The sequence below is a fragment of the Methylobacterium sp. J-118 genome (assembly GCF_057836565.1).
In genome coordinates this window covers 3,054,950-3,069,893 of sequence record NZ_JBYQFA010000001.1, presented here as the reverse complement: position 1 = coordinate 3,069,893, position 14,944 = coordinate 3,054,950, and the positions used below count along the sequence as shown (strand labels likewise).

Annotated in this window: 16 protein-coding genes; 13 read left to right on the top strand and 3 right to left on the bottom strand. The window is 72.3% G+C overall.

Annotated elements, in window-relative coordinates; translation table 11 throughout:
* Nucleotides 1-107: 107 nt before the first annotated feature.
* Nucleotides 108-1,058, top strand: coding sequence for a DUF3108 domain-containing protein (locus AC3IF3_RS14810; RefSeq protein WP_489229360.1), 951 nt, complete (start codon nt 108-110; stop codon nt 1,056-1,058).
* A gap of 79 nt (nt 1,059-1,137) precedes the next feature.
* Nucleotides 1,138-1,428, top strand: a complete 291-nt coding sequence (locus AC3IF3_RS14805; protein WP_243966646.1) for a DUF1330 domain-containing protein — start codon at nt 1,138-1,140, stop codon at nt 1,426-1,428.
* Nucleotides 1,429-1,438: 10 nt separating this feature from the next.
* Here the strand turns inward: AC3IF3_RS14805 and AC3IF3_RS14800 are convergent, their stop codons facing one another.
* The gene (locus tag AC3IF3_RS14800; protein WP_489229359.1) at nt 1,439-1,795 is read right to left on the bottom strand and encodes a darcynin family protein; all 357 of its coding nucleotides are present in this window, start codon (nt 1,793-1,795) and stop codon (nt 1,439-1,441) included.
* Nucleotides 1,796-1,870: 75 nt separating this feature from the next.
* Here AC3IF3_RS14800 and AC3IF3_RS14795 point away from each other — a divergent pair, with 75 nt between their 5' ends.
* From AC3IF3_RS14795 to AC3IF3_RS14765, 7 genes are all read left to right on the top strand, one after another.
* A complete protein-coding gene (locus tag AC3IF3_RS14795) occupies nt 1,871-2,497 on the top strand; it encodes a TetR/AcrR family transcriptional regulator (protein ID WP_489229358.1) in 627 nt (208 codons plus the stop codon).
* 30 nt (nt 2,498-2,527) lie between these two features.
* Nucleotides 2,528-2,857, top strand: a complete 330-nt coding sequence (locus tag AC3IF3_RS14790) for a hypothetical protein (RefSeq protein WP_489229357.1) — start codon at nt 2,528-2,530, stop codon at nt 2,855-2,857.
* 82 nt (nt 2,858-2,939) lie between these two features.
* Entirely contained in the window at nt 2,940-6,359 is a 3,420-nt protein-coding gene (locus AC3IF3_RS14785; RefSeq protein WP_489231304.1) for a helicase-related protein, read from the top strand.
* A gap of 11 nt (nt 6,360-6,370) precedes the next feature.
* Nucleotides 6,371-6,670, top strand: coding sequence for an RNA-binding S4 domain-containing protein (locus tag AC3IF3_RS14780; RefSeq protein ID WP_489229356.1), 300 nt, complete (start codon nt 6,371-6,373; stop codon nt 6,668-6,670).
* Between the two features lie 216 nt (nt 6,671-6,886).
* Nucleotides 6,887-7,225, top strand: coding sequence for a ferredoxin FdxA (fdxA, locus tag AC3IF3_RS14775; protein WP_489216880.1), 339 nt, complete (start codon nt 6,887-6,889; stop codon nt 7,223-7,225).
* A gap of 501 nt (nt 7,226-7,726) precedes the next feature.
* The gene (locus tag AC3IF3_RS14770) at nt 7,727-8,326 is read left to right on the top strand and encodes a CarD family transcriptional regulator (RefSeq protein ID WP_489216878.1); all 600 of its coding nucleotides are present in this window, start codon (nt 7,727-7,729) and stop codon (nt 8,324-8,326) included.
* Between the two features lie 309 nt (nt 8,327-8,635).
* Nucleotides 8,636-9,511, top strand: coding sequence for an RNA polymerase factor sigma-32 (locus AC3IF3_RS14765; protein WP_243966638.1), 876 nt, complete (start codon nt 8,636-8,638; stop codon nt 9,509-9,511).
* A gap of 155 nt (nt 9,512-9,666) precedes the next feature.
* On the opposite strand, the gene AC3IF3_RS14760 is transcribed toward AC3IF3_RS14765, so the two are convergent.
* Nucleotides 9,667-10,899 carry an MFS transporter gene (locus AC3IF3_RS14760; RefSeq protein WP_489229355.1) on the bottom strand — a complete coding sequence of 411 codons (1,233 nt, stop codon included), beginning with the start codon at nt 10,897-10,899 and terminating at the stop codon, nt 9,667-9,669.
* Between the two features lie 300 nt (nt 10,900-11,199).
* Between AC3IF3_RS14760 and AC3IF3_RS14755 the strand changes: the two genes are divergently transcribed.
* Nucleotides 11,200-11,346: a hypothetical protein gene (locus tag AC3IF3_RS14755; protein ID WP_489229354.1), complete on the top strand. Its 147-nt coding sequence runs from the start codon at nt 11,200-11,202 to the stop codon at nt 11,344-11,346.
* 114 nt (nt 11,347-11,460) lie between these two features.
* Here the strand turns inward: AC3IF3_RS14755 and secB are convergent, their stop codons facing one another.
* Complete coding sequence (gene secB, locus AC3IF3_RS14750; RefSeq protein ID WP_243966634.1) at nt 11,461-11,961, bottom strand: protein-export chaperone SecB; 501 nt, start codon at nt 11,959-11,961, stop codon at nt 11,461-11,463.
* 333 nt (nt 11,962-12,294) lie between these two features.
* Between secB and AC3IF3_RS14745 the strand changes: the two genes are divergently transcribed.
* From AC3IF3_RS14745 to AC3IF3_RS14735, 3 genes are read left to right on the top strand one after another with little or no spacing between them, the layout of a single operon-like run.
* Entirely contained in the window at nt 12,295-13,008 is a 714-nt protein-coding gene (locus AC3IF3_RS14745; protein ID WP_489231303.1) for a Tim44/TimA family putative adaptor protein, read from the top strand.
* Between the two features lie 19 nt (nt 13,009-13,027).
* Nucleotides 13,028-14,212: a murein transglycosylase A gene (gene mltA, locus AC3IF3_RS14740; protein ID WP_489229353.1), complete on the top strand. Its 1,185-nt coding sequence runs from the start codon at nt 13,028-13,030 to the stop codon at nt 14,210-14,212.
* The gene (locus AC3IF3_RS14735; protein ID WP_489229352.1) at nt 14,209-14,844 is read left to right on the top strand and encodes a Smr/MutS family protein; all 636 of its coding nucleotides are present in this window, start codon (nt 14,209-14,211) and stop codon (nt 14,842-14,844) included. The genes mltA and AC3IF3_RS14735 overlap by 4 nt, the downstream gene beginning before the upstream one ends.
* The last annotated feature ends 100 nt before the right edge of the window (nt 14,845-14,944 follow it).

The window sequence follows — 14,944 nt, the reverse complement described above, 5'->3', positions numbered from 1 at the left end:
CCACGCCCGGCACTTGCCGTCGCGGGGAGGCCGTCATGCAGGCGAGTTCGAGAGGGCGTGCGCAAGCTGGTGTCTTGGGCCGCCGTCCTTGGGATGCGATCCGGATCATGAGTGCCACGCCAGCCCATCGGACGATCGAGCCTTTGACGACGCACGCCGCCGGCCGACTCGCGGGCGGCCTCCTGGCGCTCGCACTCCTGGCGGGGCCGGCCGATGCCGGCGCGCGCGGGGCGCGTTCGAAGCGGGCGGCCGCGGCCCCCGCGACCGTGGCGGTCGATTACGGGATCAACCTCGCCGGCCTGCCGATCGGTACCGCGCGGCTGGCCGGGGCGTTCGAGCGCGACCGCTACGTCATGGACGTATCGGCGGTGCTGACCGGCCTCGTCGGCGCGATCACCGGCGGCAAGGGCTCGGCTCGCGCCTCCGGGACCTTCGCGGCGGCGCCCCAGCCCGGCGCCTTCGCGATTGCCACCCACACGGCGAGTTCCGGCATCGCGGTGCGCATGGCCCTGGCCCGCGGGACCGTGGTCCAGGCGGAGATCACCCCGCCGCTCGTGGACATGCAGGACCGGGTGCCGGTCACCCAGGCCGACAAGCGCGGCATCATCGATCCGGTCAGCGCGCTGCTGATGCCGACCCAGGCGCGCGGCGAGCCGCTCGACCCGGAGAACTGCAACCGGACCCTGCCGGTCTTCGACGGCGCGACCCGCTTCAACGTGGTGCTGAGCTACGCCGAGACGCGGCCCGTGCAGAAGCCCGGCTATGCCGGCCCGGTCCTCGTCTGCACGGCCCGCTATCAGGCGGTGGCGGGCCACCGCCCGGACCGCCCGGGGGTCAAGTTCATGGAAGAGAACCGCGAGATGTCGGTCTGGCTCGCCCCCGTCGAGGGGACGCGGGTGCTGCTCCCGCTGCGCATCTCGGTGCTCACCACCATCGGCACCAACATCATCGAGGCGACGCGCTGGACCCAGGGTGGCCCCACCGGGACCGCCGGTGCCGGCGCGACAGGCACCGCCGCCGCGCAGGCGAGCCTGCAAGAACACCCGCCGGGACAGTAGCCACGCGGATCGCTTTGACCGGCGGGCGATTTCCCGGCACGCATGCCCGGCGCGGCGCACGCGCCAGGGAGGTCAGCCGGTGCCCAAGGGCTACATCATCGTCCGCATGACGGTCACCGACCCGGACACCTACCGGGACTACGCCGCCATGGCCTCCGAGGCCATGCGACAGTACGGCTGCAAACCGCTGGTCCGCGGCGGCCGCAGCGAGGCGCTGGAGGGGGAGGCCCGGCCGCGCAACGTCGTGCTCGAATTCGACTCCTACGAGGCGGCGCGGGCCTATTACTTCTCCCCCGAATACCAGGCGGCCAAGGCGAAGCGCCTGCCCGCCGGGATCGGCGAGGTGGTGCTGGTCGAGGGCGCGGACTGAGGCGGCCCGCTCAGGCCGCCAGGGGCGCCCGATCGTAGTTCGACGCGTAGGCGTTCTCCACCGCCGGGATGATTTCGACGATCGAGAACCAGCGGTCCCAGAACGCCGTCTCGCGCAGGGCCTCGACGACGAGTTCATAGGCGTGATGGTCGGCCGCCTCCCACACCCAGAGGTCGGTCAGCCGGGCGGTGTAGAACTCGGCATCGTAGAAGCGCAGCGTGACCGAATCGGCGTACCGGCGCAGGATCGGCTCGAAAGTCTCGCGCAACCGCGCGAAGCGATCGTCGATCGACAGGGCAAGCCATTCGGGAGACGTCTTCACCAGCATGAAGACCGTGAGCTTGGGACTGAACGGTGTGTCTGACATGGGCCTCGTCGCTCCGAAGGATGTTCGGGACGCCGGGATGATGTCCGCGAACGCCGCTTCGGAGAACTCGCGTTCATGACCGCCGGCAGGACGCGCGGACCGGCCCTCAAGCCCCGGAAAACGCCTGGACAATCCCGCTCCGCCGAGACCGTCGGTACGATCCTCGAAGGCGCGGCTCGCATTCTGGAAGAGCGCGGACTCGCCGGCTACACGACCAACGCGGTCGCCGAGCGCGCCGGCGTCTCGATCGGCTCGGTCTACCAGTATTTCCCCGCCAAGGAGGCACTGACCGCGGCCCTGGCGGCGCGCGAGACCGGCCTACTGATCGCGGCCGTGAACGCCGTCCCGGCGGCGGGGTCGCCGGAGGAGGGCCTGCGCCGAATCGTGGCGGCGTGCGTCGATCATCAATTAACCCGGCCGGCCCTTGCCCTGTTGCTCGACGGCGAGGAGAGCCGGCTGCAGCTCGCCGACACCGCCGAATCCGTCGCGCGGGCCTTCACGGCCGCGCTCCTGGCGCTGTTTGCGCGCCTCGACATTGCGCTTCCCGCCGAACCCGAAACGGCGGCTGGCGACCTTCTCGCCCTCATGCGGGGCATGGTCGACGCCGCGGGCGCACGCGGCGAGCGGAGCGTGGGCGACCTGCGACGCCGCGTGCTCCGGGCCGTGCTCGGCTATCTTGGCCTGCCGCCGGCAGTGCCCTGAATCTTCACCGGTCCGGGCGATGATGCGCGGATGCGTGCGCCCCCGCTCCGATTCGCCCTCGCCCTGGTCGCCCTCACCGGACCGGCCGCCGCCCGGCCGCTCACGGCCGGCCCCGCGGAATCCGGCTGCGGCGGCGACGCCTTCTCGTCCGCGGAGGTCGTCGAGCACCGGCCCGGGCAGGGTCGGCCCCGCGGCGGCCCCCTCGTGGCGATCCCCGATACTTTGTGCGCCGACCTCGCACCCCAGCCGGGGGCGCCCGCGACGCAGATCGACGTTTATCCACTCGTCACGCCGCAGGTTGGACCTGGCGGCGCCGGCATCCCATATGGGGGTGGAACGACCCGGCCCTATCGTCCCTGACGCGACCGGTCGATAAGCCCCCCTCCCCGCTCGCGCCATAACGGCGCCGCGACGGCCTTCTCGTCCGAAGGAACCGCCGACCATCGACGCGCCGCTCCGCCCCTCGCCCAGCCGCTCGCTGCCCCGCGACGTCCGCGCCCGCGGCGTCACGGCGGTCCTCGGGCCGACCAACACCGGCAAGACACATCTCGCCATCGAGCGGATGCTCGCGCACCCGACCGGGATGATCGGGCTGCCCCTGCGGCTGCTCGCCCGCGAGGTTTATTTGCGGGTGGTGGCCAAGGTCGGGCCGGAGAAGGTCGCGCTCGTGACCGGGGAAGAGAAAATAAAGCCCGATCGGCCGCGCTACTGGATCTGCACCATCGAGGCGATGCCCCGCGATCTCGACGTGGCCTATGTCGCCATCGACGAGATCCAGCTCGCCGCCGACATGGACCGCGGCCACGTCTTCACAGACCGCCTGCTCTACGTCCGCGGCCGGGAGGAGACGCTGCTGATCGGCTCCTCGACCATGCTGCCGCTGGTCCAGAGCCTGATCCCGAACGTCCACACCACCACCCGGCCGCGGCTGTCGCAGCTGACCTTCGCGGGGGAGAAGCGGCTGGCGCGCCTGCCCCGGCGCACGGCGATCGTCGCCTTCTCGGCGGAGGAGGTCTACGCCATCGCCGAGCTGATCCGCCGCCAGCGCGGCGGCGCCGCGGTGGTGCTGGGCGCGCTCTCGCCCCGGACCCGCAACGCCCAGGTCGAGATGTACCAGGCCGGCGACGTGGACTACCTCGTCGCCACCGACGCGGTCGGGATGGGCCTCAACCTCGACGTCGATCACGTCGCCTTCGCAGCCAACTGGAAGTACGACGGGACCCGCTTCCGCAAGCTCACCCCCGCCGAGATGGGCCAGATCGCCGGCCGGGCCGGGCGCCACCTCGCGGACGGGACCTTCGGCTCCACCGGACGCTGCCCGCCCTTCGAGGCCGAGCTGGTCGAGCGGCTGGAGAGCCACGATTTCGACCCGCTGCGCATCCTGCAATGGCGCAACCCGGATCTCACCTTCGGCAGCCTGGAGGCGCTGCAGGCGAGTCTCGACACGCACCCGCGCGAATCGGGCCTGACCCGGGCCCCGATGGGCGAGGACCAGCAGGCCCTCGAGATCCTGATGAAGGAAGACGACATCCGCGACATGGCGCGCGGCGCCGCCACGGTCCGGCGGCTCTGGGACGTCTGCGGCGTGCCGGATTACCGCAAGGTCCACCCGCAGGTGCACGCCGACCTCGTGGCGCAGCTCTACCGATTCCTCATGAAGGGCATGGCCGGGCGCATCCCCGATACGTGGTTCGCCGAGCAGGTGGCGATGATCGACCGTACCGACGGCGACATCGACACCCTGTCCCGCCGGATCGCCCAGGGGCGCACCTGGACCTTCGTCGCCAACAGGCCCGACTGGCTGCGCGACCCAGAACATTGGCAGGGCGAGACGCGTCGGGTAGAGGACAGGCTGTCCGACGCCCTGCACGAACGCCTCGCGAGCCGCTTCGTCGACCGGCGCACAAGCGTCCTGATGCGGCGCCTGAGAGAGAACACGATGCTCGAAGCCCAGATTACCGCCGACGGTGACGTCACCGTCGAGGGTCAGCATGTCGGCCACCTCCACGGATTCCTGTTCGTTCCGGATGCCAGCGCCGAGGGACACGAGGCCAAGACTCTGCGGAGCGCCGCCGAGAAGGCGCTCGCCGGCGAGATCGAGGCCCGGGCCGAGCGGTTCGCCGCCACGGCCGATTCGACCCTGGTGCTGGCGCATGACGGCACGATCCGCTGGACCGGGGCGCCCGTCGCCAAGCTCACCCCCGGCGAGAAGCTGTTCGCCCCGCAGATCCGGCTTCTCGCCGATGACAGCCTGACCGGCGCCCATCGCGAGAAGGTGGAGGCCCGCCTCGACGCGTGGCTGAAGGCCCATGTCGTCCGCCTGCTCGGCCCGCTGATGGACATCGAGACCGCCGCCGACCTCACCGGCCTCGCCAAGGGGATCGGCTATCAGGTGGTCGAGGCGCTCGGCGTGCTGGAGCGTTCGAAGGTGGCGCACGAGATGCGCAGCCTCGACCAGGACGGCCGCGGGGCCCTGCGCCGGCACGGCGTCCGCTTCGGCGCCTATCACATCTTCCTGCCGGCGCTGCTGAAGCCGGCGCCGCGGACGCTCGCGGCCCAGCTCTGGGCCCTGCGCAACGGCGGCCTCGACCAGCGCGGCCTCGACGAGATCGCCCATCTCGCGGGCTCGGGCCGCACCTCGATCAAGGTTGACCGCGAGATCGCCAAGGGCCTCTATCGCGCGGCCGGCTTCCGGGTCAGCGGCGAGCGGGCGGTGCGCGTCGACATCCTGGAGCGGCTCGCCGACCTGATCCGCCCGGCGATCGCCTACCGCCCCGGCACCACGCCCGGCGCCCCGCCGGAGGGCACCGCCGACGGCGACGGCTTCGTCGCCACCGTCGGCATGACCTCCCTGGTCGGCTGCTCGGGGGAGGATTTCGCCTCGATCCTGAAGTCCCTGGGCTACAATGCGGAAGCCCGCCCCGGGCCGGCCATCACGGTGCCGCTCCTCCCGGCCGCCGCGACGACGCCGGCCGCGGCGACCGCCGCCGCCGAGGCCTCCTCCGACGAGGCAGTCACCGCGCAGGCGGACGCCGCCGAGCCCGTCGGCGACGAGGCCCCGGCCGGCGCGGCGCAGGCCGCGTCCGGCGCCGACATCCCGGGCGACGACATCCCTGGCGACGCGCCCGTCGCCGGGGCGGAGCCCGCCGAGGCGGCAGGCGTTTCGGGCGCGGTCGCGACCGAGGAGCCCCCGGTCGAAGGATCCGAGGCCGCATCCGAGCCCGTCGAGGCCGCGGCCGAGGCGCACGGCCCGGCCGACGCTCCTGCGGCGGAGCATAGCGAAGCAGAGCATCCCGGGACGGAGCCGGCGGCCGAGCCCGACGCCACCCCGGCGGCGGCGACGCCGGAGCCCGGGACCAGCGAAGCGGAGCCGGTTGCGGCGGCCGCTCCGGCCAGCGCGGAGGCGGCGCCCGAGACCGCTGGGGCGGAGGGCGAGCCCGCCGGCGAGGTGCCCCAGATCGAGGTCTGGCGGCTCCAGCGCCATCAGCGTCCGGCCCATCAGCGCCCGCAGAACCGCCCACGCGGCGCGGGCCGCGGCCGGGACGGCGGCCCACAGGGCCAGCACGAGGGGCCGGGTCGCCCGGAGGGTCGTCCGGAGCCGCGCCGCGCCGAGGGTGGCGACGACGCGGCCCGCAACGGGCGGGACCGGGGGCCGCGCCGTGACCGCTTCGAGGGCGGCCGGCCCGAACGCCGTGACGCGCCGCGGCGGGACGATCAGCGCAACGCCGAGCCGCGCGCCTCCGGTCCGCGGCCCGACCAGCGTCCCCCCCGGCGCGAGCGCGCGCCAGATCCGGATTCGCCCTTCGCCAAGCTGGCGGCGCTCAAGGCGCAGCTCGAAGCCGGCGACGGCGGGAAGCGCTGAACCGCCCAGGGATGCGGGAGGACCGGCAGCGGCTCGACAAGTGGCTGTGGTTCGCCCGCTTCGCGCGGACCCGGTCCCTCGCGGCGCGGCTCGCCGCGGAGGGCTTCGTGCGGGTGAACGGCGTCCGGGCCGAGAATCCCGCCAAGGGCATCGGAATCGGCGACGTCGTGACCGTGGCCGCACCCCACGCCACGCTGGCGGTGCGGGTACGCGACCTAGGCGTGCGGCGGGGTCCGGCCCCCGAGGCGCAGTGCCTCTATGACGACGTCTCGCAGGGCTCCTCGGACGCAGCATCGCCCGGGCCCGAGTGATGAGGCCGGGCCACAGCCGCCGGGACAGCGACCGAACGCCGAGGGGATGCGGCGCCCGCGCGCTTGTCAGCCCGGGAGGCAGAGTCTAGAGCCGTTGCCTCCGAAGCCCGGCTCCGAGCCGTGCCGCACCGGCATTCCCTCGCAGTGCCACCCGGGCGTGCGGGCCGTCCCGAGGCTCCGCCCGAGCCAAGTCGTGTTTGAGGACGAAGATATCCGATGACCTATGTCGTCACCGACAATTGCATCAAGTGCAAGTATACCGACTGCGTCGAAGTCTGTCCGGTGGATTGCTTCTACGAAGGCGAGAACATGCTCGTCATCCACCCGGACGAGTGCATCGACTGCGGCGTCTGCGAGCCGGAATGCCCCGCCGAGGCGATCAAGCCCGACACCGAATCGAACCTCGACACCTGGCTGAAGCTGAACGCCGACTACGCCAAGACCTGGCCCAACATCACCCAGAAGAAGGAAGCTCCGGGCGACGCCAAGGATTGGGACGGCAAATCGGGAAAGCTCGAGGCCCACTTCTCGCCCAATCCGGGTACGGGCGACTGAGCACGGCCGCAGGCCGACAGGATTCAAGGCCGGCTCCCGGAAATGCCTGCGGGAGCCGGGTCAATCCGCGGACGGACCGCCCGCCCCCCGGCCAGGGCTGATCTGCGTCTCGGGAAGCCCAGATCCGCGGTGGGGTCATTTCTAGCCCGCCGCGCCGGTGTAAAACGCTCGAGCGTCGCTTAGCGCCTGCGCGCGTCTTCAGGGATGCTTTGCTCTACGCGCCGGATTGTGGTAGACAATCTGCCTGCCGTCGCTCGCGCCTGACGTGCTTCCTCCGGCCGAAACGCCCTCGATCTTCGTGGCTTAGGAGTGGTACGCGATCGACCGCCGAAGGTCTCTTCGGTGGGCGATCCAGACGTTTGCACGGCCGCGCCGGGGAATGCCCGGGTCCTCCCACGTGGCGGGGATCTCGGGAGCGGCGAGGCAAACCGGGAGTCCCACCCGGAAGAACACGGTTCCGTGCGGCGCTGAACGCTGCGCGCCAGTGGAGGCCCTTCTCGCATGACCACAGCCAAGAAGACGACGACCACAGGCCGGCAGGGTTTCAAGACCGGCGAGGCCGTCGTGTATCCGGCCCACGGCGTCGGTCGCATCACGGCGATCGAGGAGCAGGAGATCGCGGGCTACAAGCTTGAGCTGTTCGTCGTCTCGTTCGAGAAGGACAAGATGGTCCTGCGCGTCCCGACCGCGAAGGCCAACAGCGTCGGCATGCGCAAGCTGGCCGAGCCGGAACTGGTGAAGAAGGCCCTGGACCTGCTGACCGGCCGCGCCCGGATCAAGCGCACCATGTGGTCGCGCCGGGCCCAGGAATACGAGGCCAAGATCAACTCGGGCGATCTCCTCGCGGTCACCGAGGTGGTGCGCGACCTGTTCCGCTCCGAGGCGCAGCCCGAGCAGTCCTACTCGGAGCGTCAGCTCTACGAGGCGGCCCTCGACCGGATCGTGCGCGAGATCTCGTCGGTGAACCGTATCACCGAGACCGAGGCCCTGAAGCTCATCGAGCAGAGCCTGGCAAAGTCTCCCCGCCGGGCCAAGAGCGAGGCGGAACCGGAGGCCGAGGCTGAGGCCGACGGTGAGGACATCCAGGAAGAGGCCGCCTGAGCGCAGCCCTCCGCCAAAACGACGAACCCGGCCCTGGTGGCCGGGTTTTTTTTGCGTCGACGGATGCCGCTCAAGGGGGCAGCGCTTTTTTCGCGGTACCGGGACTGGACGGGGGACCGCCCACGCCCATGTTTTCTCGACGGAACACGAAATCGTGGCCGTCCGGATTTCGCATTCCGGGGCATTCAGGCGGAACTTTCCTATTCGGCCTCCCGTTGTCGCTGGCCTGGCGTCGCTTCGCGGCGGCGCCTGTGCGCCGGGCAGCAGGTCCGGCGCCGCAACAGCGCTCGACAATAAGAGGCAGGCGGAATGGCTGAGATCGCGGGAATACGCAGGCAGTTCATACGGACTGCGATGGAGGCGCCTTTCCTGGCCCGGGAGGAAGAGCGCGGCCTCGCCGTCCGTTGGAAGGACGACCGCGACGAGCGCGCCCTCCATCGCCTGATCTCCGCCCATATGCGCCTCGTCATCGCCCTGGCGGGGCGTTTTCGTCACTACGGCTTGCCGATGGCCGATCTGGTCCAGGAAGGCCATGTCGGCCTGATGGAGGCTGCTGCCCGTTTCGAGCCGGAGCGGGACGTCCGGTTCTCGACCTATGCGACGTGGTGGATCCGGGCCTCGATCCAGGACTACATCCTGCGCAACTGGTCGATCGTCCGCGGCGGCACCTCCTCGGCCCAGAAGGCTCTGTTCTTCAACCTGCGGCGGCTGCGCGCCCGGCTGATGCAATCCACCGAGGAGCATGTCGGCGACGAGATCCATCGCCGCATCGCCACTGCCATCGGCGTCTCGCGCGACGACGTCGCTCTGATGGACGCCCGCCTGTCCGGGCCGGACATGTCGCTTAACGCCCCCGTCGGCGAGGACAGCGACGCCTCCTCCGAGCGGATGGACTTCCTGGTCGACGGGGCCGCCCTGCCGGACGAGACCGTGAGCGCCACGGTGGACGGCGAGCGGCGCCTGAGCTGGCTCCAGCAGGCCCTGACCGTCCTGTCCGAGCGCGAGTTGCGCATCCTGCGCGAGCGGCGCCTCGCCGAGGACCAGGCGACCCTGGAAGCGCTGGGGCAGCGCCTCGGCATCTCGAAGGAGCGGGTCCGTCAGATCGAGAACCGCGCCCTGGAAAAGCTCCGGCGCGCCCTGGCCGACCGGTTCCCGGCGGCCACCGGCAGCCCGCATATCGGCTGAATCGCCTCACCAGCTCTGCCACGAGCCCGGCCATCGGCCGGGCTTTCGTGTTTTCGACCGAACTCACGCCCTCCCTCCCCTTTTTGCGAGAAGGGCCGTGGCGGGCTCGGGTCATGTTTCGGTCGACCGTCGACTCCGAACGACATCGGAGTCCTTCACGCCCGCTGCATCGCCGCGCTGCGTCGCTCCCGCCGCTTGCGGCGGCGACCGGGCTCGGGCGTCGCGTCGAGCCAGATGACCAGCACCAGCGCGAGCAGGGCCGGGACGCCGAGGGCCAGGAACGCCCCCGTCCAGCCGAACAACCCGTAGGAGAGGCCGCCGTACCAGCCCGACAGGGCGCCTCCGACCCCCTGCACGGCGTTGACGCTGCCCAGCGCCGTCTGGGTCCGCCCGGACCCCCAGGTCAGGTCCGCCACCACCACTGGCACCGCCACCCCGACGATCCCGGACGCCACGCCGTCGAGGATCTCGGCGGCGAGGAGCCAGACCGGGTCGTCGATCAGGCCAGATAGGAGGGCCCGCACGGGCAGTACCGCGAAGGCGACCATCAGGAGTTGGCGCCGCCCGCGCCGGTCCGCGAGCGAACCGGCGAACAGCGCCACCGGCACCATCACGAGCTGCGCCACCATCACGTAGCGCGCCGTCCAGGTGGTGGCGTCGGCGGCGGTCGCCACCAGCTTCTGGCCGAGCAGCGAGAGCATGCCGCCGTTGCCAAGGTTGAACAGCGTCAGCGCCACCGTGAGCACCAGCAGCCGCCGGTTGCCCAGGACCTGCCGGAGACCGCCGCGCGCCGGCTCGTCCTCCGCATCCTCCTGCCAACCCACCGCCCGGCGCCGGTTCCAGGCCCCCGCCGGCGTCGTGAGGCTCGCGACGATCGCCGCGACCGCCATGCCGCCGAGCACCCAGAAGGCGATCGCCGGGCCGAACGTGCCGGTCCCGAGACTGATGCCGCCGGCCGCGATCAGGATGCCGAGATGGTTGAAGGCCTGGTTGCGGCCCTGCTGCCGGGGAAACCCGTCCTTCCCAACGATCCCGAGGGTCAGGGCTGCGACCGCCGGCAACAGCAGCGTGCCCCCCGCCGCGGCCAGCAGCTGGGCACACAGCACCGCGCCGAAGCTGCGCGCCGGCAGCAGCATCAGCGTGCCGGCCAGGATGCCGCCGCAGGCCAGGGCGATCAGCAGGCGCGGCCGGGGGAAGCGGTCGACCAGGGCCCCGAACGGGCCGCTCAGGAACAGCGTCCCGAACCCGACCAGCGTGATGACGAAGCCGACCCGCGCGGGGCTCCACGCGCCCGCCTCCGCCAGCCATGTCCCGAGGAAGGGGCCGAGGCCGCCCTGGATGTCGCCGATGAAGACGTTGATCAGGGCGAGGTGTGCGGTGGGAGCCATGCGATCTCGGAGCTGCAATCGGCCCCGGACCTGGACTCGGTCCCCGCAACGGTCAAGCCTGCCTTCCGCTACGCGGAGTGTTTGACGGACGGGCCGCGAGATCGTCTCCGGGACCGACGAGCCGGGTTGTCTCGGTGGGTCCATGCGCCGCCGTGGAGGAACCGAACGCCGCCGCGCAGACCCGCCGGGTCTCGATCCGGGGCCGGCCGAAAGCCCTCGACCGCGGCGCGGAACCCCGAGGCGGCGAGGAAATCCGCGGCCGCGCCGGCCTCTCGCCAGAGGGAGAGCGAACCGGAGGCGTTGGCCGCGGCTTCCCTGCCCTGGATCGGGGTGTTCGTCGGCGGCGGCGTGCTGGCGGTCGGGGCGGCCGTCATGGCGGGGCTCGCGGCGGCGGCCCTGGCGCCGTTAAGGCCGGGGCACGCCTCGGCCTGCCCGAACTCCCGCTGACCCGGATCATGCTGCGCGCCCGCCCCTTGAGGGGGCCGGCCGCGGATGCGCCGCGCGCCCTGGCGGCGGCCTATCGCGGGTCCGGCGGCCGTTGACGGGCCGCCGGCCGCGGCCTCAGGAGGCGAGCGGGCCCTGCGCGCCCTGCTGCTCGATCATCTTCTGCCGGTAGAGGCCGACGAAATCGATCGGGTCGATGTAGAGGGGCGGGAAGCCGCCGTTGCGCACCGCCTCGGCCACGATCTGGCGGGCGAAGGGGAAGAGCAGGCGCGGGCACTCGATCATCACGGCCGGGTGGATCTGGTCGGCCGGGATGTTAAGCAGGCGGAACACGCCCGCATAGGTCACCTCGAAGGCGAACAGCACGTCGTTCTGGACCTTGGCGTCGCCGTCGAGCTTCAGCTCGACCTCGAAGTCGGTGTCGGACAGCTGCGCCGCGTTGACGTTGACCTGAATGTTGATCTGCGGCCCCTGGCCCTCCTTGGGCTGCAGCGAGCGCGGCGCGTTCGGGTTCTCGAAGGAGAGATCCTTCGTGTACTGCGCCAGGGCGTTGATCATCGGCATATCGCCCTGCGGCATGCCGCCGCCGTTGCCGTTCGCTGCCGGTGAATCGGCCATGCGGGTCATCCTTCTCGATCGGCCGGCGGGGCCGGCGCGCGTTGTCACAGCGGGAGCCGCTGGATTGCGCCGCGGAACCGTCCCGAACGGGAGGGCCGCTAACACGCGCGCCCTGCGTGGACAAGCGAGCTGGCGCGACGCTGGCGGCGGGCACCGCGGCGACCCATATCGCGTGCGACACGGAGCCGGCTTCGCGTGCGGTTACAACCGGCTCGCCCCCGGCGCGTTGGTCGGATATGAGTCGCAAGGACGATGCGCGCCTTGACGGCGCCGCACCGCGCATGACCTGAGCAAGGGGCACAGGGTCTCGTCGCGGCCACCATCGGATCGATGATGCAGGATAGTTTCGACGTTACGACGATCATCTTCCTCGCGCTCGCAGTCTTCGTGATCTGGCGTCTGCGCTCGGTGCTCGGCCAGAAGACCGGCGCGGAACGCTCGCCGTTCAAGCCGATCGACCGCAGCCGCACCGAGCCCCAGGCGCGCAGCGAGGGCGACAACGTCGTGCGCCTGCCCGGGGCCGACCGGGTTCAAGCGGCCGCGCCGCCCGCCCCGGCGTCGCGGGACTGGCGCGGGATCGCCGAGCCCGGATCCGAGGTCGCCCGCGGGCTCGAAGCCTGCGTCCAGGCGGAGCCCGGCTTCGAGCCGCGCGCCTTCCTGGAGGGCGCGAAATCGGCCTACGAGGCGATCATGATCGCGTTTGCCAAGGGCGACCGGAAGACCCTGCGCGGGCTCCTCTCCAAGGAGGTCGGCGAGGCGTTCGAGCGGGCGATCACCGAGCGCGAGCGCAACAAGCAGACTCTGGAAACCACCTTCGTCTCCATCGACAAGGCCGAGATCGTCGCGGTCGATGTGCGCAACCGCGTGGCGCAGGTCACCGTGCGCTTCCTGTCGAACCTCATCACCGCCACCCGCAACGCGGAGAGCAAGGTGGTGGACGGCAGCGCCGAGACCGTGGTCGAGGTGCCCGATGTCTGGACCTTCGCGCGCACCCTGGGCTCGCGCGACCCGAACTGGCAGCTCGTGGCCACCGAGGCCGGCGCCTGACGTTCGTGACACCCTTGCCGTGCCGCTCCCGCGCGCCTGGTCCGGTTCTGCCCCGGCCGCCCTCCTCGCATTCCTCCTGACCGGCGCGTCGGCCCTTTCACCGGAGACGGTCGGCGGCGCGGCCCTGATCCCCGTCGCCTTCGCGGCCGTGCCGGGTTTCCCCGGTCGGGACCCGAACGCGGCCCTGGACGCGTTCCGCCGGGTCTGCGCCGCCCCGGCCCCCGCCCCGCCGCAGGCCGCGGGGGTCGCGGGCGATCCGGCCGCCCTGGAAGGGGCCTGCGCGGCCGCCGCGGGGGACGTGCCCGACGCCGCCGCGTTCTTCCGGGCGCATTTCGACGCCTTCCGGGTCGAGCGGCCGGATGCGGGGCGGACCGGCTTCCTGACCGGCTATTTCGAGCCCGAACTGACGGGCTCCCTCGAACCGGGGCCGGACTTCACGACGCCGGTTCTCGCCCGCCCCGACGATCTCGTCTCCCTCGGCCCCGGTGAGACCCGTCCGGGCCTCGATCCCATCCTGCGCGCCGCCCGTGCGACCGCGGAGGGGTTCGCGCCCTATCCCGACCGCGCGGCCATCGAGGACGGGGCGCTGGGCAACCATGCCCGGCCGATCCTGTGGCTGCGCGACGCGGTCGATCTGCTGGTCCTCCAAGTCCAGGGCTCCGGCCGCGTCCGGCTGCCCGACGGGTCAGCGGTGCGGGTGCTCTACGACGGGCGCAACGGGCGGCCCTATACGGCGGTGGCCAAGCTGATCGTCCAGGCGGGGCACCTGCCCCTCGAAGGCCTGACCCTCGCCCGCTGGACCGGGTGGCTGCGCGACCATCCCGAGGCGGCCAAGCCGCTGATCCGGGGGAACGCCGCCTACATCTTCTTCCGCCTCGCCGCCGTGGCGGATCCGGCCCTCGGTCCGCCGGGGGCGGCGAACGCCCCGCTGAGCCCGGGCCGCAGCCTCGCGGTCGATGCCGCCCTGTGGCGCTACGGGCTGCCGTTCTGGCTGGCCGGCCCGCTCCCGGGCGGAGCGCCCGACGAGGCCGGGCGCCTGGTGATCGCCGCCGATACGGGATCGGCGATCGTCGGCCCGGCCCGGGGTGATCTCTTCCTCGGAACCGGCGCGCCGGCCGGCGTGGCGGCGGGAAACCTCCGCGATGCGGTCGGCTTCGTGGTCCTCCTGCCGAAGCCCGCCGCTTCGGCCGGGGGGGGCCTATGAGGCCGCCGCGCCGCGGGCGCCGCCTCACCGCCGGGGAGGCCCGGCTCTGGGACGCGATCGCCCAGCTGGTGACGCCGCTGCCGAGCCGGGCGGCCCCGCCGCCCGAGGCCGCCCCCAACTCGACGGCGCCCGCCGCGACCATGCCGCCGCTCACGGACCCGATCCTGACGCCGGGCGCGCCGCCGGTCACCAAGAGGCCGCGCCCGAAGCGTCCGCCGAAGCCGGCCGTGGAGCCGCCCCACGCGCCGACCGCCGCACCCTATCAGGCCCCGCCGCAGCGCCACGGGCCGAGCCCGGGCCTGGACCGGACCGCCAAGGTCGGCCTGCGCCGCGGCCGTCTGGGGATCGACGCGCGGATCGACCTGCACGGGATGGTGCAGGCGCAGGCCCATGCCGCGCTCACGGGCTTCCTGCTCCGGGCCCGGGCCGCCGGGCATGCCTACGTGCTGGTCGTGACCGGCAAGGGCGGTCCGGATTATTCCGAGGCTTTTGCCGAGCGCGGCGTGCTCCGACGCAGCGTGCCGCACTGGCTCCGGGGACCGGAGCTGCGCGGGATCGTCCTCGGTTTCGAGGAGGCCAGCCGCCACCATGGCGGGGGCGGGGCACTCTACGTCCGGCTGCGGCGGCGCTGAGGAGCCGCTGCGCGGCAAACCGCACCGGGCCCGCGCGGTTGCGGCCCGGCCCGATCCCGCCGATATCCAAAGCTGGCGCATCTGGCGCCCTGCCTGCACA

Excerpts from the sequence above, each read along its gene's own strand:
- AC3IF3_RS14800 (WP_489229359.1), bottom strand. The coding sequence starts at position 1,795 with ATGTCAGACACACCGTTCAGTCCCAAGCTCACGGTCTTCATGCTGGTG.
- AC3IF3_RS14760 (WP_489229355.1), bottom strand. The coding sequence starts at position 10,899 with ATGGCTCCCACCGCACACCTCGCCCTGATCAACGTCTTCATCGGCGAC.
- AC3IF3_RS14765 (WP_243966638.1), top strand. The coding sequence starts at position 8,636 with ATGGCTGAGATCGCGGGAATACGCAGGCAGTTCATACGGACTGCGATG.
- AC3IF3_RS14810 (WP_489229360.1), top strand. The coding sequence starts at position 108 with ATGAGTGCCACGCCAGCCCATCGGACGATCGAGCCTTTGACGACGCAC.
- AC3IF3_RS14770 (WP_489216878.1), top strand. The coding sequence starts at position 7,727 with ATGACCACAGCCAAGAAGACGACGACCACAGGCCGGCAGGGTTTCAAG.
- AC3IF3_RS14795 (WP_489229358.1), top strand. The coding sequence starts at position 1,871 with ATGACCGCCGGCAGGACGCGCGGACCGGCCCTCAAGCCCCGGAAAACG.
- AC3IF3_RS14735 (WP_489229352.1), top strand. The coding sequence starts at position 14,209 with ATGAGGCCGCCGCGCCGCGGGCGCCGCCTCACCGCCGGGGAGGCCCGG.
- AC3IF3_RS14790 (WP_489229357.1), top strand. The coding sequence starts at position 2,528 with ATGCGTGCGCCCCCGCTCCGATTCGCCCTCGCCCTGGTCGCCCTCACC.
- AC3IF3_RS14745 (WP_489231303.1), top strand. The coding sequence starts at position 12,295 with ATGCAGGATAGTTTCGACGTTACGACGATCATCTTCCTCGCGCTCGCA.
- AC3IF3_RS14780 (WP_489229356.1), top strand. The coding sequence starts at position 6,371 with ATGCGGGAGGACCGGCAGCGGCTCGACAAGTGGCTGTGGTTCGCCCGC.
- secB (WP_243966634.1), bottom strand. The coding sequence starts at position 11,961 with ATGGCCGATTCACCGGCAGCGAACGGCAACGGCGGCGGCATGCCGCAG.
- fdxA (WP_489216880.1), top strand. The coding sequence starts at position 6,887 with ATGACCTATGTCGTCACCGACAATTGCATCAAGTGCAAGTATACCGAC.